23 protein-coding genes are annotated in these 23798 nt (G+C 47.6%); 18 read left to right on the top strand and 5 right to left on the bottom strand.

What is annotated here, in order from left to right:
* Positions 1-284 precede the first annotated feature (284 nt).
* The 7 genes from efeU (at position 285) to HMPREF0044_RS01220 (ending at position 10700) form a co-directional block, all read left to right on the top strand.
* Positions 285-1217, top strand: coding sequence for an iron uptake transporter permease EfeU (gene efeU, locus HMPREF0044_RS01245; protein WP_006546280.1), 933 nt, complete (start codon positions 285-287; stop codon positions 1215-1217).
* A 27-nt stretch (positions 1218-1244) separates the two neighbouring features.
* On the top strand, positions 1245-2522 hold the full coding sequence (gene efeO, locus HMPREF0044_RS01240) for an iron uptake system protein EfeO (RefSeq protein WP_006546279.1): 1278 nt from the start codon (positions 1245-1247) through the stop codon (positions 2520-2522).
* Positions 2523-2538: 16 nt separating this feature from the next.
* Positions 2539-3843, top strand: a complete 1305-nt coding sequence (locus HMPREF0044_RS01235) for a Dyp-type peroxidase (protein WP_006546278.1) — start codon at positions 2539-2541, stop codon at positions 3841-3843.
* A 423-nt stretch (positions 3844-4266) separates the two neighbouring features.
* A complete protein-coding gene (locus HMPREF0044_RS01230; protein ID WP_006546277.1) occupies positions 4267-5301 on the top strand; it encodes a DMP19 family protein in 1035 nt (344 codons plus the stop codon).
* A 123-nt stretch (positions 5302-5424) separates the two neighbouring features.
* On the top strand, positions 5425-6117 hold the full coding sequence (locus HMPREF0044_RS07775; RefSeq protein ID WP_158027152.1) for a DUF4241 domain-containing protein: 693 nt from the start codon (positions 5425-5427) through the stop codon (positions 6115-6117).
* A 15-nt stretch (positions 6118-6132) separates the two neighbouring features.
* The gene (locus HMPREF0044_RS01225) at positions 6133-7464 is read left to right on the top strand and encodes a hypothetical protein (protein ID WP_006546275.1); all 1332 of its coding nucleotides are present in this window, start codon (positions 6133-6135) and stop codon (positions 7462-7464) included.
* The gene (locus tag HMPREF0044_RS01220) at positions 7461-10700 is read left to right on the top strand and encodes a hypothetical protein (RefSeq protein WP_006546274.1); all 3240 of its coding nucleotides are present in this window, start codon (positions 7461-7463) and stop codon (positions 10698-10700) included. The genes HMPREF0044_RS01225 and HMPREF0044_RS01220 overlap by 4 nt, the downstream gene beginning before the upstream one ends.
* A gap of 39 nt (positions 10701-10739) precedes the next feature.
* Here HMPREF0044_RS01220 and HMPREF0044_RS01215 read toward each other — a convergent pair whose 3' ends face one another.
* A complete protein-coding gene (locus HMPREF0044_RS01215) occupies positions 10740-11660 on the bottom strand; it encodes an ADP-ribosylglycohydrolase family protein (RefSeq protein WP_040312569.1) in 921 nt (306 codons plus the stop codon).
* A 75-nt stretch (positions 11661-11735) separates the two neighbouring features.
* On the opposite strand from HMPREF0044_RS01215, the gene HMPREF0044_RS08335 reads away from it, so the two are divergent.
* The 3 genes from HMPREF0044_RS08335 (at position 11736) to HMPREF0044_RS01205 (ending at position 13575) form a co-directional block, all read left to right on the top strand.
* The gene (locus HMPREF0044_RS08335) at positions 11736-11861 is read left to right on the top strand and encodes a hypothetical protein (RefSeq protein ID WP_006546272.1); all 126 of its coding nucleotides are present in this window, start codon (positions 11736-11738) and stop codon (positions 11859-11861) included.
* Between the two features lie 312 nt (positions 11862-12173).
* Positions 12174-13298, top strand: coding sequence for a hypothetical protein (locus HMPREF0044_RS01210; protein WP_006546271.1), 1125 nt, complete (start codon positions 12174-12176; stop codon positions 13296-13298).
* Positions 13291-13575, top strand: coding sequence for a hypothetical protein (locus tag HMPREF0044_RS01205; protein ID WP_006546270.1), 285 nt, complete (start codon positions 13291-13293; stop codon positions 13573-13575). Before HMPREF0044_RS01210 ends, HMPREF0044_RS01205 begins: the two co-directional genes overlap by 8 nt.
* Here the strand turns inward: HMPREF0044_RS01205 and pcp are convergent, their stop codons facing one another.
* Positions 13576-14178: a pyroglutamyl-peptidase I gene (pcp, locus tag HMPREF0044_RS01200; protein ID WP_006546269.1), complete on the bottom strand. Its 603-nt coding sequence runs from the start codon at positions 14176-14178 to the stop codon at positions 13576-13578.
* A 144-nt stretch (positions 14179-14322) separates the two neighbouring features.
* Here pcp and tdh point away from each other — a divergent pair, with 144 nt between their 5' ends.
* Both tdh and HMPREF0044_RS01190 read left to right on the top strand, forming a co-directional pair.
* A complete protein-coding gene (gene tdh / locus HMPREF0044_RS01195) occupies positions 14323-15351 on the top strand; it encodes an L-threonine 3-dehydrogenase (protein ID WP_006546268.1) in 1029 nt (342 codons plus the stop codon).
* Positions 15352-15353: 2 nt separating this feature from the next.
* Positions 15354-16562 (top strand): glycine C-acetyltransferase, encoded by a 1209-nt coding sequence (locus HMPREF0044_RS01190; RefSeq protein ID WP_006546267.1) that lies wholly within the window; start codon positions 15354-15356, stop codon positions 16560-16562.
* Positions 16563-16685: 123 nt separating this feature from the next.
* Here HMPREF0044_RS01190 and HMPREF0044_RS01185 read toward each other — a convergent pair whose 3' ends face one another.
* Entirely contained in the window at positions 16686-17063 is a 378-nt protein-coding gene (locus HMPREF0044_RS01185) for a PH domain-containing protein (RefSeq protein WP_006546266.1), read from the bottom strand.
* Between the two features lie 123 nt (positions 17064-17186).
* Here HMPREF0044_RS01185 and HMPREF0044_RS01180 point away from each other — a divergent pair, with 123 nt between their 5' ends.
* The 3 genes from HMPREF0044_RS01180 to HMPREF0044_RS07770 are packed head-to-tail and all read left to right on the top strand — an operon-like array spanning position 17187 to position 19245.
* Positions 17187-18086, top strand: a complete 900-nt coding sequence (locus HMPREF0044_RS01180; protein WP_006546265.1) for a DUF4862 family protein — start codon at positions 17187-17189, stop codon at positions 18084-18086.
* Positions 18086-18700 carry a uridine kinase gene (gene udk / locus HMPREF0044_RS01175; protein ID WP_006546264.1) on the top strand — a complete coding sequence of 205 codons (615 nt, stop codon included), beginning with the start codon at positions 18086-18088 and terminating at the stop codon, positions 18698-18700. The genes HMPREF0044_RS01180 and udk overlap by 1 nt, the downstream gene beginning before the upstream one ends.
* Positions 18701-18702: 2 nt before the next feature.
* Positions 18703-19245, top strand: a complete 543-nt coding sequence (locus HMPREF0044_RS07770; RefSeq protein ID WP_006546263.1) for a M48 metallopeptidase family protein — start codon at positions 18703-18705, stop codon at positions 19243-19245.
* Between the two features lie 58 nt (positions 19246-19303).
* Here HMPREF0044_RS07770 and deoD read toward each other — a convergent pair whose 3' ends face one another.
* The gene (deoD, locus tag HMPREF0044_RS01165; RefSeq protein ID WP_040312645.1) at positions 19304-20011 is read right to left on the bottom strand and encodes a purine-nucleoside phosphorylase; all 708 of its coding nucleotides are present in this window, start codon (positions 20009-20011) and stop codon (positions 19304-19306) included.
* A gap of 231 nt (positions 20012-20242) precedes the next feature.
* Here deoD and HMPREF0044_RS01160 point away from each other — a divergent pair, with 231 nt between their 5' ends.
* Genes HMPREF0044_RS01160 through HMPREF0044_RS01155 form a run of 3 tightly spaced genes read left to right on the top strand, consistent with a single transcriptional unit; the run spans position 20243 to position 22740 of the window.
* On the top strand, positions 20243-21793 hold the full coding sequence (locus HMPREF0044_RS01160; RefSeq protein ID WP_006546261.1) for a sodium-dependent transporter: 1551 nt from the start codon (positions 20243-20245) through the stop codon (positions 21791-21793).
* A gap of 3 nt (positions 21794-21796) precedes the next feature.
* Positions 21797-21940 carry a MetS family NSS transporter small subunit gene (locus tag HMPREF0044_RS08130; protein ID WP_006546260.1) on the top strand — a complete coding sequence of 48 codons (144 nt, stop codon included), beginning with the start codon at positions 21797-21799 and terminating at the stop codon, positions 21938-21940.
* Between the two features lie 53 nt (positions 21941-21993).
* On the top strand, positions 21994-22740 hold the full coding sequence (locus tag HMPREF0044_RS01155; protein WP_040312644.1) for an HAD-IIB family hydrolase: 747 nt from the start codon (positions 21994-21996) through the stop codon (positions 22738-22740).
* A gap of 101 nt (positions 22741-22841) precedes the next feature.
* Here the strand turns inward: HMPREF0044_RS01155 and HMPREF0044_RS01150 are convergent, their stop codons facing one another.
* Positions 22842-23783, bottom strand: a complete 942-nt coding sequence (locus HMPREF0044_RS01150) for a hypothetical protein (RefSeq protein WP_006546258.1) — start codon at positions 23781-23783, stop codon at positions 22842-22844.
* Positions 23784-23798 lie beyond the last annotated feature (15 nt).

Raw genomic sequence — 23798 nt, 5'->3', positions numbered from 1 at the left:
CCCGCGTTTTCCCTGCGTGCGAGTCGCAACTCCGGCGTTTTCTCTGCGTGCGAGTTGCAGTTCCTGCGTTTTCCCTGCGCGGGAACTCGTATTCGCGCGTTTAAGGAAAGAAGGTTTTGCGAAATACCTCTGTCTTTAACTGACTATTTGTCATAAACGTTTATTTCATGGGATAAAGTTGCCGGTAGATTGACAAGTAAGAAACCATAAAAATAGACTTATTTAGGTTAGCTTAGCCTAATCTGGTTGAGCATAGAACTTTAAAATGAAATAGGTTTAAATAAATGTTTTTTGCTTCATTTTTAATCGGTCTTCGTGAAGGCTTGGAAGCAGCCCTCATCATCGGCATCCTAGTAGCATTCGCGAAAAAAGAAAACCGAACTGAAGCAATCCGCCCACTCGGCTGGGGCGTAGCCATCGCAGTCGCACTATCCCTCCTATTAGGAGCCCTCTTCACTTTCGGTAGCCAAAAACTCTCATTCGAATCCCAAGAAATCATCGGTGGGGGAATGTCCCTACTAGCGGTTGCCATGATCACTTGGATGGTATTCTGGCTTCTGAAACTAGGCGCAAACCTCAAAAACGAGATTGAAGAATCAGCTCACAAAGCACTAAAGGGTGAACGCTTCGCCCTCTCCATGGCACTAATTGCTTTCGTTTCAGTCGGACGTGAAGGTATAGAAACCACGCTGCTACTGTGGGGATGGGCATTACAGCCAGCAGCATTAATTGGCGCCCTCGTGGGAATAATCATTTCTGTATTCCTTGGCTACTTAGCGTACCGAGGACTGGTCCGGCTCAACCTCCGCACCTTCTTCACCTGGACTGTCGGATTCCTTGTTATCGTTGCCGCCGGAATCCTTGCCTACGGTATCCACGACCTGCAAGAAGCCCGCATTCTTCCCGGCCCATTTTCAGGCGCACCCATTACTCCAACTGATTTCCGTACCGGCGAAGTTCTGGTAGGTTTCTTCACACAAATCCCATACTGGGGTGCTGCCTACCCATTCGGTTGGGCATTTGACCTACAAGACACGATTTCTCCCGACAGCGCCCTGGCAACTTTCCTCAAAGGCACCATCGGCTTCACCCCAATGATGACTTGGTTAGAAGTAACCGCCTGGGCACTTTACCTACTCTTCGTATTCCCTGCCTTCCTGCGTCGTGCACGCGCTAAGGCTAGCACCTGCACTAAATGCGAACACAAGTTTTCCTGAAAAGACCCAACTAACAAAGGAAAAACCATGAAAAAAATGGCTGTAACCACCGGCGCACTAGCAGCAGCTACCGCCATCCTCATCGCCGGTTGCGGCAACACTGCAGAAACCTCCGCAGCTAAAACTGGTGAAGCTACCGGAAGCGTAGTGAACGTTAGCTCCACCAACGACGCTTGTGAAGTATCCGCAACCGAAGCAACCTCAGGTACCGTGTCATTCAACGTTAAAAATGACGGCACTAAGGTAACTGAGTTTTACCTGCTGGCAGCTGACGGACTGCGTATCGTTGGTGAACGCGAAAACATTGCCCCGGGCTCCAGCGCAGACCTAACTGTCACTCTGCAGCCAGGTGACTACTTCACCGCATGTAAGCCAGGAATGCGTGGCGACAACATCGGTAAAGCCGCTTTCAAAGTAACAGGTGAAGCAGTAGAACTATCAGGTGAAGATAAAGAACTGTTTGAAGCCGCAGTTGAAAGCTACGTAGGCTTCGCAAAGAACGAAGTAGCTGAACTAGCACCAAAGGTAGACGAATTCGTTGACGCCTACATCGCTAAAGACGATGACAAGGCACGCGAACTATACGCACAGATGCGCGTTCACTACGAACGTATTGAACCAATCGCAGAAGCACTGGGCACCCTGGACCCACGTATCGACTACCGCGAAATCGATTACTTAGCTGAAGCAGACGCGCTGAAAGCTGATGACCCAACTTTCACTGAATGGCTGGGCTTCCACCGCATCGAAAAAGACCTGTGGGTACCAGCAGCTGACGCCGTGCAGGTAGATGGCACCAGCGCCCACGAAGGCTGGAAACCATCCACCGACGCGGATCGTAAGCGTATCGGCGAAGCACTACGCGCAGACGTGAACAAACTGTATGAAACTATCCACGGTGAAAACTACATTGCAGAAAACGGTGTAACTATTTCCACTGTCTCTAACGGCGCAACCGCACTGTTGGAAGAAATCGCAGTAAACAAGGTAACCGGCGAAGAAAACTGGTGGAGCCACTACGACCTATGGGACTTCCAGGCAAACTTGGATGGCTCTAAGATTGCTTTCGACCTGGTAGCACCAATCGCAGAGCGAAAGGGTGAAGAAGGTAAGAAACTGGTTAAGGAAGTAAACGACGCAATCGCAGACCTGCAGGCAGAGTTGAACAAGTACGGCAGCTACGAAAAGGGCTTTACCCTCTACGATAAGGTTGATTCAAAGCAGCAGAAGGAACTCATTGTTAAGCTGGATGCTGTCCGTGAACCAATGTCCAAGCTGACCTCCACCATCCTGGGCATCGAGTAATAGGTTAGAGGCCGAAATGACTGAATCAGCTAATGAACCACAGGAAACTAAACCGGGTTTATCTCGCCGCGGCTACCTGGCTTTAACTGGTGCTGCAGTAGTTGGGGCGGGTATCGGTGCCAGCGCGCACGCGTTGGGTATCAACTCGGGAGTAATCACCACTCAGTCTGCTCGAGAATTCGAAGATTTAGAATACGATTTCTACGGAGATATTCAAAGTGGCATCATCACTCCTGCGCAAGAAAACCTGCACTTCGCCGCCCTCGACGTAAATGAAGGCGTGACCCGCGAAGAACTCATTGAACTATTGCAGGACTGGAGTTACGCTTCCAGCCGCATGATGCTGGGCTTACCAGTAAATGCGGAAGGCGCGTTTGACGGGGACCCGCTATCACCTCCGGGTGATACCGGTGAAGCAGCTGACCACGGTCCTTTCGGCCTCACTATCACTTTTGGTTTCGGTAAAACCCTCTTTGAAACTACCGAGGGCGTAGACCGTTTTGGCATTAAAGACCAACTTCCGGAAGCTTTAGCTAAACCACTGCCAAAGATGGTTAATGACTTTATTGACCCACTTATTTCCGGCGGTGACATCTGTATCCAGGCATGTGCAAATGATCCTCAGGTTGCTATTCACGCAATCCGTAACCTCACGCGCATTGGTTTTGGCAAGACCAGTATTCGCTGGTCACAGATTGGTTTTGGACGGACTTCCTCCACTTCCCAGGAACAGAAAACTCCACGTAACCTCTTTGGCCAAAAAGACGGTACTAACAACCTGCACGCGGAGGAGCCAGAGAAATTGGCGCAGCACGTGTGGATTAAGGACGGTCCAGACTGGTGTAAGGGTGGTTCTTACCTGGTAACCCGTAAAATCTCCATGACTATTGAAGTTTGGGATGGTTTACGCTTGGAAGAACAGAACCGTGTACTTGGCCGCGAAAAGGGTAGTGGTGCACCGCTGTCTGGCGGGCATGAGTTCACCACCCCTGACTTTAAGAAGACTGACGAGGCTGGCAATCCAGTGATTGATCAGCGTTCCCACGTTTTCCGCACCCATCCTTCTAATAACAATGGCATTCACATGCTGCGTCGCGGCTACAATTATGTGGATGGCAATGATGAGCTAGGGCGGTTGGCGGCTGGCTTATTCTTCATTGCTTATGTTAACTCTCCTGAGAGCTTCGCAACCGTGCATAAGAATATGGCGCGTGACGATATGTTCGTTGAGTATTTGAAGACTAAGTCCTCAGCTGTTTTCGTAGTACCACCTGGTGTAGAGCAGGGCTCTTTTGTGGGAGCTAAGCTTTTTGAGGCTTAGGCTGACGGTTTTATAACTGAAGGTGCGCGGGAAGTTAATCTCCCGCGCACCTTTTGCGTGCGAGTCGCGGTTCCCGCGTTTTTTCTGCGTGGGAACCGCAACTCCCGCGTTTACTGCAGAAAGCTAGTTAACTAGTTAGCCAAGAACTCGTTAGTTACGCAGCCATCTGTACCTCACAATCATCTTAGTTCCGTATTATCGCCCTACCATTAATATGATATGAGCATGAGGGTGGTTTTAAAAGGAGGTTTACGTAAGATGACCCGCTTGGCGAAACGCCACGTGGGTTTTGCCTGTAGTGCATTTCCCTGCCTTGCTAGTGTTTATATGATCCTGCCCAAGGGATATACTTCTTGTTAGCTCACTTTTGAGAGGTTGCCACAGTGAGATAACTGGGAGTTTGCTTAATCTGGAGGAAATGCAATGAAACTAACGGTGGATGAGTTTCAAACCTTTACCAATGATGAGAAGTTCGCGGTCATTGAGAATTTGGATGCTTGGGTTGATCGTAGGGAAATTATTACGCTCCTGTCGTCATCTGATCTAGAGAGTTTAGATGGCAGATTGCTTGGTGAGTTGGGCAGGGCTTATAACAATACTGCTGATTATGAAGTTGCGATAACTATTTTTGAAGCGGTAGCTGAAGAAGATCGCGATGCTAGATGGCATTACCGTCTTGCTTTTTCTTACTCCCAAATTACGGATAGTCTTTCGCAGGATTGTGAATCGAATGCTCATAAGGTTTTATCTTTACTTAACACAGCAGTTGAATTGAGTGATTCTAGTGAACTCATTGCCGATTGTATAAAGCTCCTTCGCTACAGCAGCGCACAGTTTGAAGACTTTATCGAGTCTCATAAAGAAAAATATCCAAGTATTGCGGAAAGCTACTTTGCGTCTACAGATACGCAAGGGGACAATGAACCTCTGGGGTTTAGCAAGAAAATCAAGCAGGTAAAATTTAGTGTCGAGGACGTTGAAAATGCTGATTCTTCATGGGCGATTATTGATCCCATGTGGTGTGAAATCAACATATATGACGGTCATGAAGAGTACCTTAACACCGCACAACGATTCACTTTAGAACAAAGATACCTGTTGGCAATGACTTGGTATTTTGCCGAAGTGAATAATGGGGGACACGATCAGTTCTTCTATAACTCTGCGGGAGTTGTGTGGCAAGATACCTTAAACGGTTTCAAACATTTTGGGATGTTTGACTACGCAGGTAATTTTCAGAAGGTTATCGACTACTGTGGTGGAGCTATTCCTTTTGATAGACAAGAGCGATTTGATAGTTTAGAAGCGATTCGTAAAGAGAACGAAGAAACGTATTTAGCGTTATTGGACGAGGCAGACGATTTTATCTTTGAATATGACGGTGCAGATGATGAGCTTCACTATATCCAAGCCAATCCAGAAAAATTTATATTTGAGGGAGAATATTTCGGTTACTAGATTTTTCCCTTTTTATATGCCTGCACATTTTATATAATGAGCGCAGATTCAGTGTCTTCAAACGGTTTATTTAAGACTATGAAGAACTGTGCTATTTGCCAGAAAAAGAAGGAGTGTACTCTCATGCCTCAGGATGTATCTCAAGAGTTTTATGCTCTAGTATCTGGTAAAGTCCCAAGTCCATTCGACGAGACTTTCCCTGAAATCTTTTGTAGAGATCACCTGACGTTGCGAGTAGCCTCGTTGGGGGAGGTGAATGTTCCTTCGGGACTGTTGGAAGTGTGCGATCCATTCATGTTTTTAGCTGAGTGCCCTGCAATGACGGTGCCGGCTGGCAAACATTCTGTCTATGTCACTGTTGCGGATGTGTCAGCGGAGCAAGATCAATCTCATGAGCGGGAAGCCTACCTGTCGATGATTTTCAGGGAGGGTAGTGTTGCTGAAGTTCGCCAGGCAGTCGATATTGAGGGTAATCCACTTTTCGTGGGGGTAGACACGGCTACTGTCGGTTTTTGCGATCATCAGGCGGCTCGTACCTGTATGCCTAAAGGCGTGAACTGGTACGAAACTTTCTTTTGCGAAGGGGTTGAAGGTTCTTGGTTTGATCTGATGGATTCGCCAGACTTTTATGAAGCTGCGAAAGCAAACATTGTTTTCCCGTTGGCCGAAGCCGGTGAGAATATCGCTTTCACTCATTCTGGTTGGGGTGACAACTACTTCAAGGTGAAAACTACGCATGATGCGGATGGTAACTTGCTGGGCGTCCACGTAGACTTGCAGGTAGTTGATCTGGGTCCTGAAGAGGACGAAGAATAAGGATAAGGTTATTTAATGCGTGCTTTCTCTGAAACCACTTCGCTTACTGGAAATAGTTTGCATCTTGCATTAGCGCCGGGTAAAGGAATAGGCGGCGCAGCAGAGAACCTCACATTTTTTACGGGCTTCACCAATGAACCGCAAGTAGTTGCGCGTAGTCTGGTAGCGCTTTCTGAAATTACGTCAACTAGATATTATAAGTACACTCCGCAAAGCCAACGTGATCCTATTCTTTCTGCTCATGGCGACCGGCTCCGTGCGGAGTGCTTCTCAGCTTGTAACAGTGTCTATGCTTGTTTTGAACTATTTGATTCGGCGTTGGACGGTGGGCAAATAGGATTTGGAACAACAAACGTTGATATTAATAGTGAAACTCGTCGTTTGTTAAGTGAAATTTCAGCTCATGAAACTTTGCGTTTGAACGTGAGTGCTGAGGGGTTAACCGCAGTTACGAAAACTCAGAAAGCCAGTGAACGTCCAGTGGAAATGCCTAGTCGCTGGTTGAACGCCCTTGGGAATATTTCGCAGATTCTGCCGGAATTTAAGCTGGCTTTCCAGGTGAGCGCGAGTGCTGCGAAAGCGTTCCTTGCGACGCTTCCTCCTGCCAGTGCAGTTAACGGTAATGTTTGGTTAACTCTTAGTGGTAATAGCATTAACGTATCTAAACGCCCGCTTCCTGATTCGGTGCTTATTCCCGGCGTGCATCGTTTGAGTGCTTTGAAGCGCCTTCTGCCTTACGCACAGGGTATGAGTATTTTTCAATCTGCAACTGATGGTCTAGGTGCTTTACTGAGTTTAGATTTACCTGGAGGGCGCTTTACTCTTTTGCTCACTGAGGAAGCGTGGCGTGGATTCTCAGGTGAAGGTTCAATGTTGGTTAGCTTAGCAGCTGATAACGTGGTTGCAGATGCTGATTTAGTTTCAGCGGTTTTAGCGTTTGAAGCCGTCATTGACTTAAATCTTTTAGCTGAAAAAACGGGTTTATCTGCTGTGCGCGTGGAATCAGCTTTAGCTTTATTAGCTGGCTCTGGTAGGGTCGGTTGGGATCCGCATGCGCGCGCTTATTTCCATCGGGAGCTGCCAGCAGAACATGAAAATGTTTTGCAGTCTAACCCGCGTTTAGGAGCTGCGCGGAAGCTTTACGAGGGCGGGCGAGTACGTGCCGCCGGACCGGATTGGATTGTTAAATCAGGTAGCACCGAGTACTTTATCCGTTTAGGAAATGATCTTGAAGCCCTGGAAGTTGGGGCGGTGTGTAACTGCTTCTGGCATGTTTCTCATGGCGGTAGACGCGGCCCATGCAAGCACATTTTAGCGGCGATTTTGAAACGGACTGAAAATAAATGAAACCTAACCCTCTGTTGAATGAGTCTATCGCAGTTTTTAAGGAATTAGGTTGGCATACTGCTCAGTATGATGAGATTCTTAATCTTCCTTTAGGAACTGTGGAACAACAACGTCGGGTAGTGCAAGGTTTAGAGACTGGCGACTGGGGAGAATACGGTAGGGTAGCAGAGAATTCTTACGGGTGGATTAGTGCACATACGGTAAATGACCAGATGTTAGCGCTTTTCGCACTGCGTTGCGGTGTTAGTGCTCGACGTGCTGAAGAACTTATTACAACTGATGATGAAGTGACTTTTTCCTGCATTATCCAACGGGGAAGGGTTTTCGCAGCACAGTTTTTAGAATCTTATTATCGAAGTGTTCCCCGGATGCACGAACATACCCTCTCTGTAAAAGGAGCATTGGGAGTTGCATTGGCTTTATTCACTGAAAATGCTCCTTTGGAGAACCTAGACTATCTAAAAGACTGGGTAGTGTTAGCGCGTTATGCTCTTACTGGACAGAAGCGAGATATGTATAGGGAGGGTTCAAAACTTCCTTTTTTAGATGATCTTTTACCTACTTTTAAAGACCATGTTTTCGCTAGTGTTGAAAATGGTGTTGCCGCGACTGGACCGTTGAAAGAAGTGCTGGCTGCACTTACCAACGCAGATATAATCACACGCGATGAGTTAATAAAAGTTTGCGTTAGAGGTTTGGATTTAGCGGTAAGGCCCGGTGACAGGAAGGCTTACACTCAGTTACTAGTTGAAGACTTGCAGCTAGACACAACAGAGTTATTAGCAAATCAAGAAGTTTTTAAGAACGTTTTGACTTCGGGTGAAACACCAGTTGTGGAAGCATTTGCTCCGTCTTTGATTGCTGTTTTAAGCCCAGCAGAAGCTGCGGAAATAGCATTAACTTCACTTTATGCAAAAGCTGCTAAAACTCGTTTACAAGTGCTTAAGGCAGTGGAACAACGTCAGGACGTGCAGACAGCAGAAGCACTGATACTAGCTGATAGATTAAACGAACTGGCTGCTTCTAAAGAAAAACCCTCTGCACGGATAGCTAAAAAGCTATTAGAAAACTGGAATCTTGCCACAACTCCGGTTTCAGAAAAAACTTCTGACATTAAAGGGCTGTGGAATCCAACACCACCCTTGTGGGAAGTACCAGAGTTTATTCTTGGGGAAGTTAGCGTAACAGCTTTAGCTCACGTCATTAATTTTCTACGCACGGACGAACAGTATCTTTTTGATATTGAGGGGGATAGACTTTTAGCACTCGCGGTTGAGTTAGCGCGTGAAGATGTTGCACAAGTTCGGCTGGCACTTAATGGGGTTAAACATAAAGTTTGGTCTCCACTAATATTTTCGTGGCTTGAGAATAATGAAGTAAAGCTTTTTTCAGATGACTATTTATCGCATTCACAGATGGTGTTTGCTGCGTTAGGGAAGATTCCTTGTTTGCTTTCTACCCCGTCGCGACTTGATTCTTCTGTGGCTTTTGCTGATTTAGCTGACCGGCTTGTACTTTACGCCCGGTCTCAAGCTGAGGTTTTGGAATCCGATCTGGTGCTGAGTTTATTGCGTTTAGATGTGTCTGCATTAGGTGATGAAATCAATTTGTTTGGCTTGCCTGCTGGAGTGCCGGTGAGGTTGATGGATGGAACCGTATTGGATCGCGATGCAGCTCAAGTGATTCGGGATTACTTGGCAGATCCTTTGCCAGAGGGCAGTATTGATAGCTCATCTGGATGGTTGAAAGTGGTTTTGGAAATGCCTCAGTCGCTAAAGGGCCTGCAGTTGCCTTTTCGACTGAACTATATGGATACAGAATCCACACGACTTTTTCCTCATTGGGGTGCGCCAGCGTTTATTGGGATGCGTTGGTTTGGGCAAGAGGTTTCTTCTGCAGGGTTATGCGCAGATGATGCTTCTTATCGGGCGAAGCCGTTGCCCGCTGAAGCTGCTATAAATTTGCTGGCATTGCAACGCCCGGTTCATCCTAAAATGGCGGATTATTGTGCTGAGGGGATAGTGAATGCTTGGAAGCGTGGTCTTTTAATTCCGGGTGTTGCGGATGTAGCTTTTCTTGATTGGGATTCTGAGCTGAGCAGTTTAGCTGCGTTAGCGAAAGCCTTGTATGAGGTTGCGCAATTGGGAATGCTTTCAGTAGTGTGGCCGGTTTTAGATGATTTGCTGGGTGCGTCCATGCAAAAGCCACGTATGGTTGCTGGTACTGCGGAAGTTGCTGAAATTATGGCTGAACTGGTTGATGAAGTGCTAGTTGCAGTGAAGACTGGAGTGGCTGATGAAGTGGTGTTGGAAGTACCTGGTGTTCGCGCGTTGGCGAGTCGGGCGGGGAAGTCTAAGGCAGTTGAATTTGCGCAGTTTGTTGTAGCTAAGTTGCCGGAAGCTCAGTTTTCTTATCAGTTGGTTGCGGAGCCGACTCGGATATTGCCGGAGGAGTTTGAGAAGATTTGGCAACCGCTGGCGGGGTTAGTTTCTGTTCCCGAGGACGGTGCAAGAATCTGTGGTTTTGATGAAGCTACCGCTGTTTCTACTTGTGCTTTACCAGTGATTTTTGAGACTGGTAATTATCCGCATGAGAAGTTTATTAATACTGGGTTTGGCTGGTATTACGCGATTACGCACGAACACCAGGCGAAGGTAGTTAGGGTTTCAGCTGACGGGAGTAAATCTGAGGGTTTTATTCATTGGGATGGATCTCAGCTGGTGTTTTCTGAGTATCGGAATTGGCGTGGTGGAAATTCTGGTGCTTTAGAAGGCGAAAGCAGTGCTTTTGCAAGGTTTTTAGTAAAGATTATTTTAGCTGATTTAGCTACTGATCCTGATCCTTATTCTCAGCGTAACATTGTCCGCACTTTGGTGCGGGAAGGAAAACTTGATGACGTGACGGTAGCAGCTACGGTTAGTGAGCTTGTAATGTTTCCGCAGTGGAGTCCTGCTCGTGCTGTTTATTTGTTAGAGTCTCAACCTGAATTGTTGAATGTGCTGTGGCCAATGCTTACTCGACCACTTGGCTATGCTGCTTCGCAAAATGCGCTGCCACGTTGGGTTAACCGTGTTTTAGATATTGTTTTACTTCATTCTGAGGTGTTGCAAGAAGCTACTTTACGTGGTTTTATTCCTCTAGATGAATGGCAAGGGGTTAAGCAAATCGCAGTTAAAAAGGGCAGTAGTGTTGCTGTGAAAAAAGCTCAGGAAGTTGTTTCACGATTATCAATTTAACCTAGTTTGAGTACTTGAAGTCTATTTTAAGAGGGTAAATTATTCACTTATTTTTTCTGTAGCTACTTCGTAAAGCTGGTTGGCTACTGTACGAATTTCAGCTGATTTAGCTAAGTTTTCTATCCATTCAGAGGGAATTTCGCGTATAGAATAGTATGCTCCAGCTAATTGCCCGTAGATTGCTCCAACGGTATCTGCATCCTCTCCCAGATTAACTGCTAACAGAGCGCCCTCTGCGAATGAATCTGTGGTTTGGAAGGCCCACAGAGCAGCTTGCAGAGACTGAGGAAAATACCCTCTTGCGTTTATAACGCTACGTGGTAAAGGTTTTTCAAGTTTTCGTAGACATTGTGTCAGGTCGCTAAACTGTAAATCGTTAATATGCTTGAAAAGCCAGGTGAAAATATCTGCTTTGGAGTAGCCAAGTAAAGCTAAGTGAATTAGTTTTCCGAACAGAACACAACCTTCTAAGCATGCTTCATCAGGATGGGTACATAGCGAGCTTTGCGCGCAGGCTTCCTCTAATAAATCTGGTTTCGAAGCATAAGCTAACACAACTGGTGCTAAACGCATTAATGAACCATTTCCTAAAGCTGGTTTTACAGACAGTTGAGGTGGATTTCCAGTAACACTAAAATAAGATAATGCCTGCAGTGTTTGCTGGCCAACTCCCACAGCTTTTCCTGTTGAAGAGTTTTCACCCGTCTCATACCAGGATTGGAAACGTCTTAAAATGTCAGTTAAGTTTAGTGTTCGTAACTTAATTAAACTATACGAAATGCATAGTGCTAAAGCAGTATCGTCAGTCCAGTGGCCTGCTGGAAGCTGAAATTTGCCACCTGGAAGGAAACCAGTCACTGGCGGAAAACTATCTTTAGGCTTAAACTCTACTGGCATTCCCAAAGCATCACCAATAGCTAAGCCTAATAGGGAACCTTCAAAACGTTCTAAAGAAAACAACTATTTTCACTATCATTACGATACAGGTAAATCATTGACAATAACTATCTTACGCTTCTTGTGCAGCAGATTGTTATGAAACTTAATTTGAATGCAATTCCTGCTGAATACGTAGTTCCAATTGCAGACGTTCCAGCTTCTGCTAGGAAAACTCAGTTAGAAAAATCGAAATCCGCAGGTGTACTTCCCGAAAACAACTGAGGAGACTGGATTGGTTACATATTTTTCACAGTCAGGATACGGATATATTGATTGAAAGTAGGGAAACTTACTTGTCGTAAGGGGTTTACGGGCCAAACATTTGTACAAAAGCAGAGTGATGATCTTACTCCCGCGGAACAAGAAAAAGTTTACGAAAGTGCCTGTAAAAGAATGGCTACAGAGATTTTGCAACCTACATTTGAAAAAATAACATCGAGTTTTTGTAGAGTGGCAGTCTCAAAGAACGAATACTCATCTCAAATATAGAATACTAATGTGGATTTAACAGTAACATCTGAAAAAATGTAGTAAATGATGATTCAAGATTTTCTTTCAGACCCAGCCTCTTGGGAATATCAATCAGAATGGGGATCTCCTCTAGAGTTTGATAGTTTTCAACCCATAGACAATCATGAAAGTTACTTCGCTAGCTTTAATCTTAACTTTGCTTTTCGTGAAAAAGACGTTTCTGCAAAACTGCATATTCTTCACAGAGACGCTAGTGAAAAATGGTTTGGAAAACTTGAAATAGAAGGTAAATCCCAGATTTGGCAAGACCCCCATTCATACCTGATTGGTGCAGAAATCACTGAAATTGAAAACTGGGTGGCGTGGATTTTCAGCGTAGATGCTGAAAGCCGGCGCGATCGCGCTCTGCAAACCTATGAAAACTCCCAACAGTGGGGAACTGACTCTGTTGAAGGCATGCTTGCACGGGTAGACTTAGGGATCACTACCTACGGGAGGCTCTCCACAAACAGCGCAAACTTTACAGACGCCCAGAGCTTCACAAACTGGTTAAACGAAAATAGTCCAAGTACGCACGCTGAGTTCACCGTCTACGCCCTCGAAAAACCAGAAGAATACTGCCAACTCCCATGGCAAACCCGCCCATTCATTATTCACCGCGGATCTATTGAACAGCCGGAACCAAAAATTCTTTACTCTGTCGCACGTGCTGAACCCACTTGTGAAAACGGAGTTGGCATGGCCTCTGTTTCCCAAGGCTGGGTAATGTCCTCGGCTATATCCTTCGCCTTGGACGGTACTCAAATTGCTGCGCACGATTGCCTGGACGTATTGGACCTTTCATTCCTGCAACCATTCATAAGTAAAACCGGTGCGGCAGCTTGGTATATTTTAACCGTGAAAGGTTTAGAAATTGGTATTCTTTGTCCCGCTGCAGGAGCATGTATCGACCTGGATTGGGATCATGACGGAACCAGTATTTCTCTCACAGTAACAGACGAAGATAGGGTAGTGGTTGATAACATTGCCACTGCCCGGCACCGCAAAAAATGGAATAAATGGTATAACGAGAGCGTGGAAATAACTGACGCGGAACTTGCAAAAGGCATAGTCGAAGCTGAAACTGCTTTCTTCCAACTCATGGCTGAAGAAGATGCCGTACTAGCGAAAGAAGCTGAAGATGAGTGACCTGCAACTGCAAGTAGCCCCACCAGATGAAGATTTATTTAACGGCGATGGGGAACGCAACCATTGTGACTGGGGTGAAACCGTCTGTTTAGAAACCCCCACTTACGTAGTGGTTTTCAACATGGCAGAAGGAGATGCAGAAGCCGCTAAACTCTGCGCCCGCCACTATGCGTTAACACTGGCAAAGCACGTGGAAGTACACACCTATTCTTGTGAACGGTCTGTGCGTGACCACTTTAGTTTCGTAGGTCCTATCGGAAACCCGCAAGCACTGTAATTAGTCAGCTAAAACGCTAATTGCTTTCTCTAGCCCAGCAGTAATCATTTCCAGACTCATGGAAGCTACTGCTGGGCGATTTACTACCTGGGCAGGTAGGTAAGGAACATGAATGAAACCAGACTTTAAAGTTGGCATTTCAGTGGCAGCAAAATGTAAAGCCGTAAACATTACCGTGTTACAAACGAAAGTGCCCGCAGAATAAGAAAGCTGCGCGGGGATGCCAGATGCCTGTAACTCGCGCACAATTTGCGCAGTGGGAAGAGTTGCAAAGTAAGCGGTGGGAGCTTTTGTGAGAATAGTTTTTTCTTTCGGAGAATTCCCATCATTGTCGCTAATACGTGCATTCGCTAGATTAATCGCGACACGTTCAATTTGTAGTGAAGCAACCCCGCCGTGTTGGCCAACTTGGATGGTAGCGTCGGGGCGTAAAGCGAAAAGTGCTTCAACTAGGGTGGCGACACCACGTTCAAAAGAAGTTGGTAGTTGCAGTTTGTGAACTTCAATGCCGTTAATTTCTGTGGGCAGGCACTTTATGGCTTCCCAGGAAGGGTTAATTTCTTCATTGTCGAAAGGATCGAAACCAGTAATTAAAACCCGCATCCAGATGCTCCAATTTGATTCGAAGAGGCATATAATTATCAAGTGTAATCAGACTGTATCTGATTTTGGTGAGCCCACCCACTAAACTAACTCAACCTTGTAGAGTTAGAACATAAGTAGTCACTTTCGACACAAGGATACAAAATGAAAGCCCTGGTTAAAACCCGTCCCGGTGTTGGTCTCGAACTCGTAGACGTACCAGACCCAGTGTTGGGTCCCAACGAAGTACTCGTAAAAGTAACCCGCACCGGCATCTGTGGCACCGACGTACACATCCAAAAATGGGACGGATGGGCACAGAACACCGTACAAACCCCACGCATCATCGGACACGAATTTGCTGGCACCATTGAAGCGATGGGTGAACTCGTCACCGGTTTAGAAATCGGTCAGCTGGTATCCGGCGAAGGCCACTACGTTTGTGGTCGTTGCCGCGCCTGCCTAGCCGGACGCCGAGAAGTCTGCGCTAACACACAGGGCATCGGCTACCACGTTGACGGCGCTATGAGCCAATACTTCGTGCTCCCAGCCGCAAACGTCTGGGTACACCCACAGGACATGAGCCACGACGTAGCCTCTATCTTTGACCCATTCGGCAACGCCGTACACACCGCCCTCCAGTTCCCCTGCTTAGCAGAAGACGTACTGGTAACCGGAGCCGGCCCAATCGGTATTATGGCTGCGCTGGTAGCCCAATTCCAAGGAGCCCGCAACGTCGTCCTCACCGACCTTTCTGACGAACGCCTGGAACTAGCCCAAAGCCTCGGCATCAGCCAAACCGTAAACGTTGGCAACCGCGCCCTCAAAGACGTCTACGGTCCACTCGGTCTTAAAGAAGGCTTCGACGTAGGTCTGGAAATGTCCGGCTCCCCACACGCGCTACGCTCCATGATCGACCACATGGTTCACGGCGGACGCATCGCACTGCTGGGCACTCCAGTCGCAGACGTATCCATCGACCTGGCAAAGGTAATCTTTAACATGCTGACCCTGCAGGGTGTAACTGGTCGTCGCATCTTCGAAACCTGGTACGCCGCATCAGCGCTGGTAGCTTCTGGCTTGGACCTGTCCGGAGTCATCACCCACCGCTTCCACTACACCGAATTTGAAGAAGCCTTTGCCGTCGCCGGTGACGGAAAATCCGGCAAGGTTGTAATGAACTGGGAAGACTGACAATGAAACACTACGAAACATTCCAAAACCATCTGAGCGCTGAAATCGCCGACCTAAAAGAACAGGGACTCTACAAAGGCGAAGCCGCACTCACCACTGCACAGGCCGCTAATATTGGGGTCGAGGACGGACGAGAAGTACTCAACCTCTGCGCCAATAACTACCTGGGATTAGCAGATTCCCCAGAACTCATCGAAGCCGCTAAAAATGCCCTCGATAACTGGGGCTTCGGCATGGCATCCGTGCGTTTCATCTGCGGCACGCAAACCCAGCACCGTAACCTGGAAAAAGCCCTTACTGAGTTTCTGCACCCGGGTAAAGATGGGTGGGACACTATCCTTTATTCCTCCTGCTACGACGCAAACGGAGGATTATTCGAAACCCTCTTAGGGTCAGATGACGCAATCATCTCTGATGAACTAAACCACGCTTCGATTATCGATGGTATTCGCCTGTGTAAAGCAAAGCGTTTCCGTTACCGCAACCGTGACATGGTTGATTTAGAAGCCCAGCTACAGGCAGCTGATGAAGCAGGCGCACGCTTTAAACTGATCGCCACCGATGGGGTATTCTCAATGGACGGCTACCTGGCTCCACTGCCTGAGATTGTCGAACTAGCTGATAAATACAATGCGTTACTGATGGTTGATGACTCTCACGCAGTAGGTTTTGTAGGTGAAACCGGTGCGGGTACACCTGAACATTTCAACGTAAGTGACCGCGTGGACATCCTCACAGGTACTTTAGGGAAGGCCTTAGGTGGAGCTTCCGGTGGCTACACCTGTGCGCGTGCAGAAATAGTGGAAACTCTGCGTCAGCGTTCCCGCCCATACCTGTTCTCTAATTCACTAGCCCCATCTATTACTGGAGCTACTCTGAAAGTCTTAGAAATGCTTAGGGGTTCTGGTGAACATTTGCAACGTCTGCGTGAAAATACTGAGTATTTCCGTACTCGCATGAGTGAATTGGGTTTTGAAATCCCAGAATCAACCCACCCAATCGCTCCAGTAATGATTGGCGACGCAGTCAAAGCTGCGCGGATGGCTGATGAAGTTTTAGCTCGAGGCGTCTATGTTCGCGCCTTCTCTTACCCAGTTGTGCCAAAGGGCAAAGCCCGTATCCGCACACAGATTAGTGCTAAGCTAACTCGCGAAGATCTAGACAAGGCTATTAACGCTTTCGTCGAAGCACGCGAAGTCGTAGAAGGCTAAGTTACAACTGGTTAAGTAAGAGAAAAACCACTTAAAATATGTTTGTGGGGGCTACCGAATGGTAGCCCCCACAAACATATACCCACATGAAAAAACCGGTTTTTCATATAGAGAAACGTAGACTTAACGCCCTCGTAAAACCCCTTGCGCAACCAAAGAATTCAAGCGCTCCACGTCAATCTGACGACCCAAACGAATCGTAATATCGCCTGCCAAAGTAACTAAATCTAACTGTGCAGTAAAAGAACGCGACCCAGCAGAACGCATACTCCACATCAAAACAGTCTTAAATGGCAAAGAAAGGACTTCTACGGATTCTCCGGAAACATCTCTGGAATCGCGCACAATAATGCGTTCACTAGTCACCAGTGCCTGATGACGGAACGTCTCATAAGCAGCTAAAGGAACCTCACCCGGCAGAATCTGCGACGCCACCGACACGGAAGTCGGATCTTTAATTTCATCCATGAACATCCAAGTGGTGGATTCTGACTCAGCCATCCGAACCTCCGAAACAAAAGAAAACACTACCTAAAGAATAATTAAAGCATAGAGATTAATAATCTTGGGGAAATCAGTTTAAACTGGAATAGAGATAATCAACCACAAAATTCGGAGGCTCACATGTCCACTCCATTCCTCGTCGGCGCCTATGCGGCCCTACCAGCAGAAAAAGCTGAGCAAGTTGATTTCTACACCGCTTTGGCAGAGACCGGATGGATTAACGGCATCGAAATCCCATACCCAGGAATCTTCGCCACCGATTTTGAATGGCTAACACAGCAACTGAAAGGTCGCTTCCCACACTCCGTTATCACCGCAATCCCAGGCACTATGGGACGCATGGGGGTAAATAAGAGCTTCGGTTTAGCATCCCCAGAAAATGATTCCCGCCTCGAAGGGCTCCAGTTCGTAAACGACATTCTCACCACCATCGACCAGATGCACCAGTATGCAGGTGAACGTATTGTCACCGGTGTAGAAATCCACTCTGCACCAGGGGTGGAAGCTGACAAAGAAGCTTTCAAACGTTCCCTCGACACTCTTTCTAACAGTTTCGATGCAGCTGGGCTGGACCTAATCATCGAACACTGCGACGCCTATAATCCAGCTGTTCCAGGCGAAAAACGTTTCCTCACCGTCACTGATGAAATTTGGGCAGCGCGCGACACCCTGGCGCGCCTCACCCTCAACTGGGGGCGTTCCGTAGTGGAAACCCACGACGCAAAAGTCCCGGCTAAGCATCTGCAAGAAATCCTCGACGCAGACCTGCTCGCTGGCGTCATGTTCTCTGGCGCAGGCGCAGAAGCTACTCAGTATGGTCCAGTTTGGGCAGACGCCCACCTGCCGCTCGTCACTGATGAACCAACTTCATGGATGACCCCTGAACTTGTCCGCGAGTGCATGGATATGGCACGTGGACACGAAACCTATAAGGGCATTAAGATTCAAACTCCTAAGACTGCGTCCATTGAAGAACGCCTACAGTTCCTCACCAACATTAAAGAAGCAATGGGGTACTGATGAAGCGTCCACTGGTAATCGGCATTGCAGGTGGTACTGGCTCTGGTAAAACCACTCTCACTCGTGAGCTTTCTCGGCGCTTCAGTGAAGATGTTACGGTTCTTTATCACGACAATTATTACAAGCGTAACGACCACCTTACTTACGCGGAGCGTACGCAGTTAAATTACGATGCTCCGGAAGCCTTTGATACGGACTTGATGATTGAGCACCTGCGTCAGCTAATCAACGGCGAAGCCATTGAATGTCCAGTCTATGATTTCGCAGACCATAATCGAAGTGACGAAACACTTACGGTAGTGCCTCGTCCAGTGATTATTGTTGAGGGTATTCTGATTTTTTGTTTCCCGCAACTATGCGATTTATTTGACATTAAACTTTTTGTTGATACGGATGCGGATGTGCGGATTCTGCGTCGCGTGAAGCGAGATGTGATTGAACGTGGCCGTTCTATTGAATCTGTAGAAACACAGTATTTAGCAACGGTTAAGCCCATGCATGAGCTCTACGTTGAACCATCGAAGCGGAAAGCTGACTTGATTGTCCCTGAAGGCGGTCACAATAATGTTGCGTTAGAGATGATTATTAACCGCGTAGAACGACACTTTCGCTGACCTTGGTTGATTTTACGCTTTACCCGTCACCGCCAGTTTTCCTGCGCACCCCCGTATTTTTGCGGGCGCAGCCAGCCTGGTGGGTGGCGGGTAGCTTAGTTACGGTGGCGGATTTATCTACCTACGCAAACCAACCTATTCTTTTCCGAGGGCGTAATTTCAAACTAACCGCGGATACTCTTTATCTACGTGATGTTGAGACTCTGTCGGAAGAAGCGATGCAACGCGCCCTCGGGCAAATCCTGAAAGCGCGGATTAATGCCATGCTTCCCATGCTGAATGATAGGTTTGAAGCGGAACCTGCGCGTATCAGTATTAAACGTATGAAAACTAGATGGGGGAGTTGTCGTCCTGACCGGCGTACTCTCAGTATCAATCTGCACTTGGTGCACCTTGCGGATGAGCTTTTAGAGTATGTGCTGGTGCATGAGTATGCACATTTCTTTGCGCGTGGGCATGGGCGGGATTTTTATCAGTTGATGGACCAGCATTGTCCGGATTGGAAACAGCGACGCAAACTGTTGAACGCGGCTGTTAAAGGATAATGTAAAGCCGTGCAAACCTTAGGTTTGCACGGCTTTTATGGATTAGTGTTCCAGGGTTTTAGACAAAAGCTGCGGCGACTGCTAGGTCTAGTGCGCCGCGGAACTTGGTTTCACGTTCTTCGGCGGTCATGTCTGCAGAGCCATCCAGCAGGTGGTCAGAAACGGTAAGAACGGTGAGTGCTTCTTTCCCGAATTCTGCTGCTACACCGTACATGGCAGCTGCTTCCATTTCGACGCCGAGAACCCCGTAGTCTGCGAGTTTCTGTACCTGACCTTCAACTGGCAGGTAGAAGTGGTCGCGAGAAATAATGGTACCGACGTGTACGTTGTCAGCTTCTTTTGCTGCAGCTACGGCGGCCGAAGCAAGTTTAAAGGATGCTACGGCAGAGAAGTGTACGCCTGGGATACGCAGGGTATTCATAGCAGAGTCAGTGTGTGCGCCGAGTGCGACGACTACGTCACCGACCTTTACTTTTGGTGAGATACCGCCACAGGTGCCGACGCGGATGATTCGTTCAACGCCGAACCAGCGGTAGAGTTCGGTTGCGTAGATGGTGGCGGAAGGCTGGCCCATGCCGGAGCCCATTACTGATAGTGGGCGTCCGTTTACGGTGCCGGTGAAGCCGAGCATGCCGCGTACGTCGGTTACGAGTTTAGCGTCGTCCATGAGCATGTGGGCGATGCGTTCTGCGCGCTTTGGGTCGCCGGGCATGAGGACGGCTGGTGCGAAGTCTCCCATTTCAGCATTGATGTGTGGGGTTGCCATAGTTTGGTCCTTTCGAAGCAAGAGCATTGTCAATCTATTTTACCTGCTGAGTGGGGGAGAGTCATGGTTTTTGAGCTACTGTGCTTGGATCGGGTGGGGCGGGGGATGGCACAGATAGCAAGAGGTAATCGTCTCATTAGGCGAACACCAAGAAAAGGTAAAGCACAAATGGGAGTAGCTTTATAAACTATCTGATATTCAAACTGAACCTCAGATAACACAGGAGTAAACATGGCACAGAAAACCGCCTCGGAAACCGGGGCAACACGAGACCAGTGGACTGGTCAATTTGGATTCTTAATGGCAGCCGTTGGATCTGCCATTGGTTTGGGAAACATCTGGCGTTTCCCCGGCGTCGCCTACAGTAATGGTGGTGGCGCATTCCTACTCCCTTACCTATTCGCCCTGCTGGGAGTAGGCATCCCTATCCTGCTGCTAGACTACGCGCTTGGCCACAAGTACCGCGGTTCAGCTCCACTAACCTTTAAACGCTTACACGCTAAAGCAGAATTTTTAGGCTGGTGGCAGGTAATGGTATCTGCCATTATTACTGTCTACTACGCGGTAGTTATCGCCTGGTCTGCAGCCTACGCCTACTATTCAGTTAACTTAGCGTGGAAACAAAACGCTCAAAAATTCTTCCTTGAAGAATACCTGCAGTTAGATGGTAAAAGCCTGGTAGCTTTCACTCCTGTACTACCTGTGCTCGTCCCGCTAGCTCTAATCTGGATCCTAGTAATCCTTGTGCTTTCCCAAGGGGTTTCCAAAGGTGTGGAAGCAGCAAATAAACTCTTCCTCCCACTACTGGTAGTGCTTTTCGTTGCAATCGTTGTACGCGCACTATTCCTACCAGGAGCAATGGAAGGTATAAACGAGTTCTTTCGCCCAGACTGGGCAGCTCTTCTAAACGGAAAAGTCTGGTTGGCAGCAGTTAGCCAGATTTTCTTCTCCATGTCCATTGCTTTTGGCATTATGCTGACTTATGCCTCTTACCTGCCACGCCGTTTTAACCTCACCGGCACTGGCTTAGTAGCGGGTTTTGCTAACTCATCTTTCGAAATCCTCGCTGGAATCGGTGTTTTTGCAACCCTTGGTTTCATGGCGCATCAAGAACACGTAACAGTCGCAGAACTTGACGGCATCTCTGGCCCAATCCTTTCCTTTGTTACCTTCCCAACTGTGATCGCTATGATGCCCGGTGGGGCCCTGTTTGGCATTCTTTTCTTTACCTCACTCACCATTGCTGGTGTGACCTCGCTACTGTCTTTGCTGCAGCTTATTTCCGGCTCATTCCAAGACAAGTTTGGTTGGTCTGCTAAGACCGTAGCCGTTGGTATGGGCGTAATCATGTCGGTAGTTTCCGTTGCCTTCTTTGCAACCACCACGGGCCTTACTACTCTGGATGTGGTTGATTCATTCATTAACAACATCGGCGTCGTTACCGCAGCTATCGCAATGGTTGTCTTGGCATTTGTTGTGAAACCACGCTTGCGTGCATTGCGCTATCATCTCAATGCGACTTCTTCCATTAAGATTCACTGGATTTGGGAATACGCGATTGGTGTTTTAGCTCCACTGGTACTTAGCGTTATTCTGTTCCTCGCGCTGGTGGACTATCTGACTGTCGGGTACGGCGGCTATGGTGTTACAGATCCGAAACTGCTGATCTTCGGTTGGGGTAGTATCGGATTCGCAGCCGTATCTTCAGCAGTGCTTACTTGGATGAAGTGGAGCCCTAATGCTAAGCACGAACCAATCGTCCGATTCGCTGGAGAGGAGTAAAACATGGAACCAGCATCATTAATCCTATTAATCGTTACCCTCCTGGTAGTTTGGGGTGGTTTAGTAGCTTCCACCGTGGCATTACGCACCTTGCCAGTTCCGGAAGTGCCCGAGGACGATGAGCCAGTTGGCGCATTAACTGACTAACTAAAAGTGGCGTGGACTTTAAGTTCACGCCACTTTTAGTTATGGTTGCGTTTATGGATAAAAAGATTATTGCTTTCGACTTAGATGACACTTTAGCGCCCTCGAAAAGCCCATTGCCTGCTGAAGTAGCGCAAGCGTTGCGTGCTTTGCTGGCGCGCACTGCCGTCTGCGTGATTTCGGGGGGACAGTGGGGGCAGTTTGAAAGCCAGCTTTTAGAAAACTTGGGGGCGGATGCGGAAGTCTTGACGAACCTGCATCTGATGCCAACCTGCGGTACCCGATACTATCGTTTTGCAGAGGAAACCTGGCAGCCAGTTTATATCAATGATTTACCCGAGGGCGTGCGGTCTAATGCTTTAGAAATTATCGAATCTACCGCGCGGGAACTGGGCTTGTGGGAATCCGCAACGTGGGGTCCGATTTTGGAAGATCGTGGTTCACAGATTACTTTCTCTGCCCTGGGACAGGCTGCGCCGGTAGAAGCAAAAAAGGCGTGGGACCCCACGGGGGAAAAGAAAACGTCACTACGCGATGCTTTGATTCCGCTGTTACCTGAGTTAGAAGTTCGCTCTGGGGGTTCCACTTCAGTGGATGTTACGGCAAAAGGAATTGATAAGGCTTATGGGATTAAGCGTGTACTAGAGGCGAACGGCTGGAGTGCGGAAGATTTACTGTTTATCGGTGATCGTCTTGACCCAGCTGGTAATGATTATCCAGTGAAAGCTGCAGGGTATGAGACGCAGGCTGTTTCTGGCTGGGAAGAAACTGTAGAAGTAATTAATTCTTTACTTGCAAACTAAAGCCTGTAAGTTTTTAACGCGGGAACGTGAGTTCCCGCGTTTTGTCTGCGTGGGAACTTAAACTGGCGCGTTTTCCTTGCGCCTGAACTTGAGTTCGGGCGTTAGGAATGTACACTCACCAGTGAATTCATAAGCTCACTCATGAACGTTGGGCTTTGAGCTTGTTCCCAACTAATCCGGATTACCTTAAAACCTGCTTTTTCTATCTCTGTTTGTCGAGCAGACTCAGCCTCTTTAGCAGGGTCGAGGGCGTATTTGCCACTCCCATCACATTCAACAATAGTATTTAAAATCGGGAGGAAAATATCGCCGCGATAAGTTTTCTCGTGAACGGAGATCGGCAACTGTAAAATCACCTGATTCAGACCTGCACTATATAAGTAAGCTCTAACTTGTGATTCTAAGGGCGATTCGGCAAGAGGATTGATTAGGGACAGATGCTTAAGAATCTGTTTCTCAGCTTCAAAATCGAAATACTTTTTGGCTATTTCGGTTACTTCTAGTCGTAACATTTGGAATGCTTCGATTTGTTTATCTGAAAGAAAATGATCTGTAAGCCGAAGATGTAAACGGCATAATGCATCGCCCAGAATGAGTGCTTGTGAGAGTGAATCTGTGGACAAGTATTCTGCTAGCAGGAAAGGAACAGCAAGTACCGGTAGACCGTTTACGAAAGTTCTGGATTCAGCAGGATAAGTGCGATTAGTACGGTAAACATCGATGCCGCCCTTTCCGCCCATCGATCCGACTTTCGTGTTGCTGTGTGGCTTATCGTCTAAGTAAACCAAATCTAAACGTAGAGGTAGGTTGGCTGTTGGAATCTGGTAGATAGTGGCAGCAGATAAGCCACTGAAAGAAAACTCTAACTTGCTAGCTAAGTAAGTCCGTGTAGCTAAAGCTAGGACAGATGCATTGAATACTTCCCAAGCAGGGAAATTCGTGGGGTAAACGAAAGTCTTACCTCGGTGGACGAGCTTTTCAACTATTTCTGGTACTTCGGTAGTTGGGAATGGGGTAGTGGAATATAAGGTTTCTCTCTTCATGCGTACAGCCTAGGT

This window comes from Gleimia coleocanis DSM 15436, from assembly GCF_000159015.1.
GTDB lineage: Bacteria > Actinomycetota > Actinomycetes > Actinomycetales > Actinomycetaceae > Gleimia > Gleimia coleocanis.
This window is presented reverse-complemented; position numbering and strand designations above follow the sequence as displayed.

Coding starts and splice junctions, on each gene's coding strand:
- HMPREF0044_RS01155 (WP_040312644.1), top strand. CDS start 21,994: ATGGATAAAAAGATTATTGCTTTCGACTTAGATGACACTTTAGCGCCC.
- HMPREF0044_RS08130 (WP_006546260.1), top strand. CDS start 21,797: ATGGAACCAGCATCATTAATCCTATTAATCGTTACCCTCCTGGTAGTT.
- HMPREF0044_RS01230 (WP_006546277.1), top strand. CDS start 4,267: ATGAAACTAACGGTGGATGAGTTTCAAACCTTTACCAATGATGAGAAG.
- deoD (WP_040312645.1), bottom strand. CDS start 20,011: ATGGCAACCCCACACATCAATGCTGAAATGGGAGACTTCGCACCAGCC.
- efeO (WP_006546279.1), top strand. CDS start 1,245: ATGAAAAAAATGGCTGTAACCACCGGCGCACTAGCAGCAGCTACCGCC.
- HMPREF0044_RS01205 (WP_006546270.1), top strand. CDS start 13,291: ATGAGTGACCTGCAACTGCAAGTAGCCCCACCAGATGAAGATTTATTT.
- HMPREF0044_RS01150 (WP_006546258.1), bottom strand. CDS start 23,783: ATGAAGAGAGAAACCTTATATTCCACTACCCCATTCCCAACTACCGAA.
- HMPREF0044_RS01185 (WP_006546266.1), bottom strand. CDS start 17,063: ATGGCTGAGTCAGAATCCACCACTTGGATGTTCATGGATGAAATTAAA.
- HMPREF0044_RS01235 (WP_006546278.1), top strand. CDS start 2,539: ATGACTGAATCAGCTAATGAACCACAGGAAACTAAACCGGGTTTATCT.
- HMPREF0044_RS01210 (WP_006546271.1), top strand. CDS start 12,174: ATGATGATTCAAGATTTTCTTTCAGACCCAGCCTCTTGGGAATATCAA.
- efeU (WP_006546280.1), top strand. CDS start 285: ATGTTTTTTGCTTCATTTTTAATCGGTCTTCGTGAAGGCTTGGAAGCA.
- udk (WP_006546264.1), top strand. CDS start 18,086: ATGAAGCGTCCACTGGTAATCGGCATTGCAGGTGGTACTGGCTCTGGT.
- HMPREF0044_RS01160 (WP_006546261.1), top strand. CDS start 20,243: ATGGCACAGAAAACCGCCTCGGAAACCGGGGCAACACGAGACCAGTGG.
- HMPREF0044_RS07775 (WP_158027152.1), top strand. CDS start 5,425: ATGCCTCAGGATGTATCTCAAGAGTTTTATGCTCTAGTATCTGGTAAA.
- tdh (WP_006546268.1), top strand. CDS start 14,323: ATGAAAGCCCTGGTTAAAACCCGTCCCGGTGTTGGTCTCGAACTCGTA.
- HMPREF0044_RS01190 (WP_006546267.1), top strand. CDS start 15,354: ATGAAACACTACGAAACATTCCAAAACCATCTGAGCGCTGAAATCGCC.
- HMPREF0044_RS01180 (WP_006546265.1), top strand. CDS start 17,187: ATGTCCACTCCATTCCTCGTCGGCGCCTATGCGGCCCTACCAGCAGAA.
- HMPREF0044_RS01225 (WP_006546275.1), top strand. CDS start 6,133: ATGCGTGCTTTCTCTGAAACCACTTCGCTTACTGGAAATAGTTTGCAT.
- HMPREF0044_RS01220 (WP_006546274.1), top strand. CDS start 7,461: ATGAAACCTAACCCTCTGTTGAATGAGTCTATCGCAGTTTTTAAGGAA.
- HMPREF0044_RS08335 (WP_006546272.1), top strand. CDS start 11,736: ATGAAACTTAATTTGAATGCAATTCCTGCTGAATACGTAGTTCCAATT.
- pcp (WP_006546269.1), bottom strand. CDS start 14,178: ATGCGGGTTTTAATTACTGGTTTCGATCCTTTCGACAATGAAGAAATT.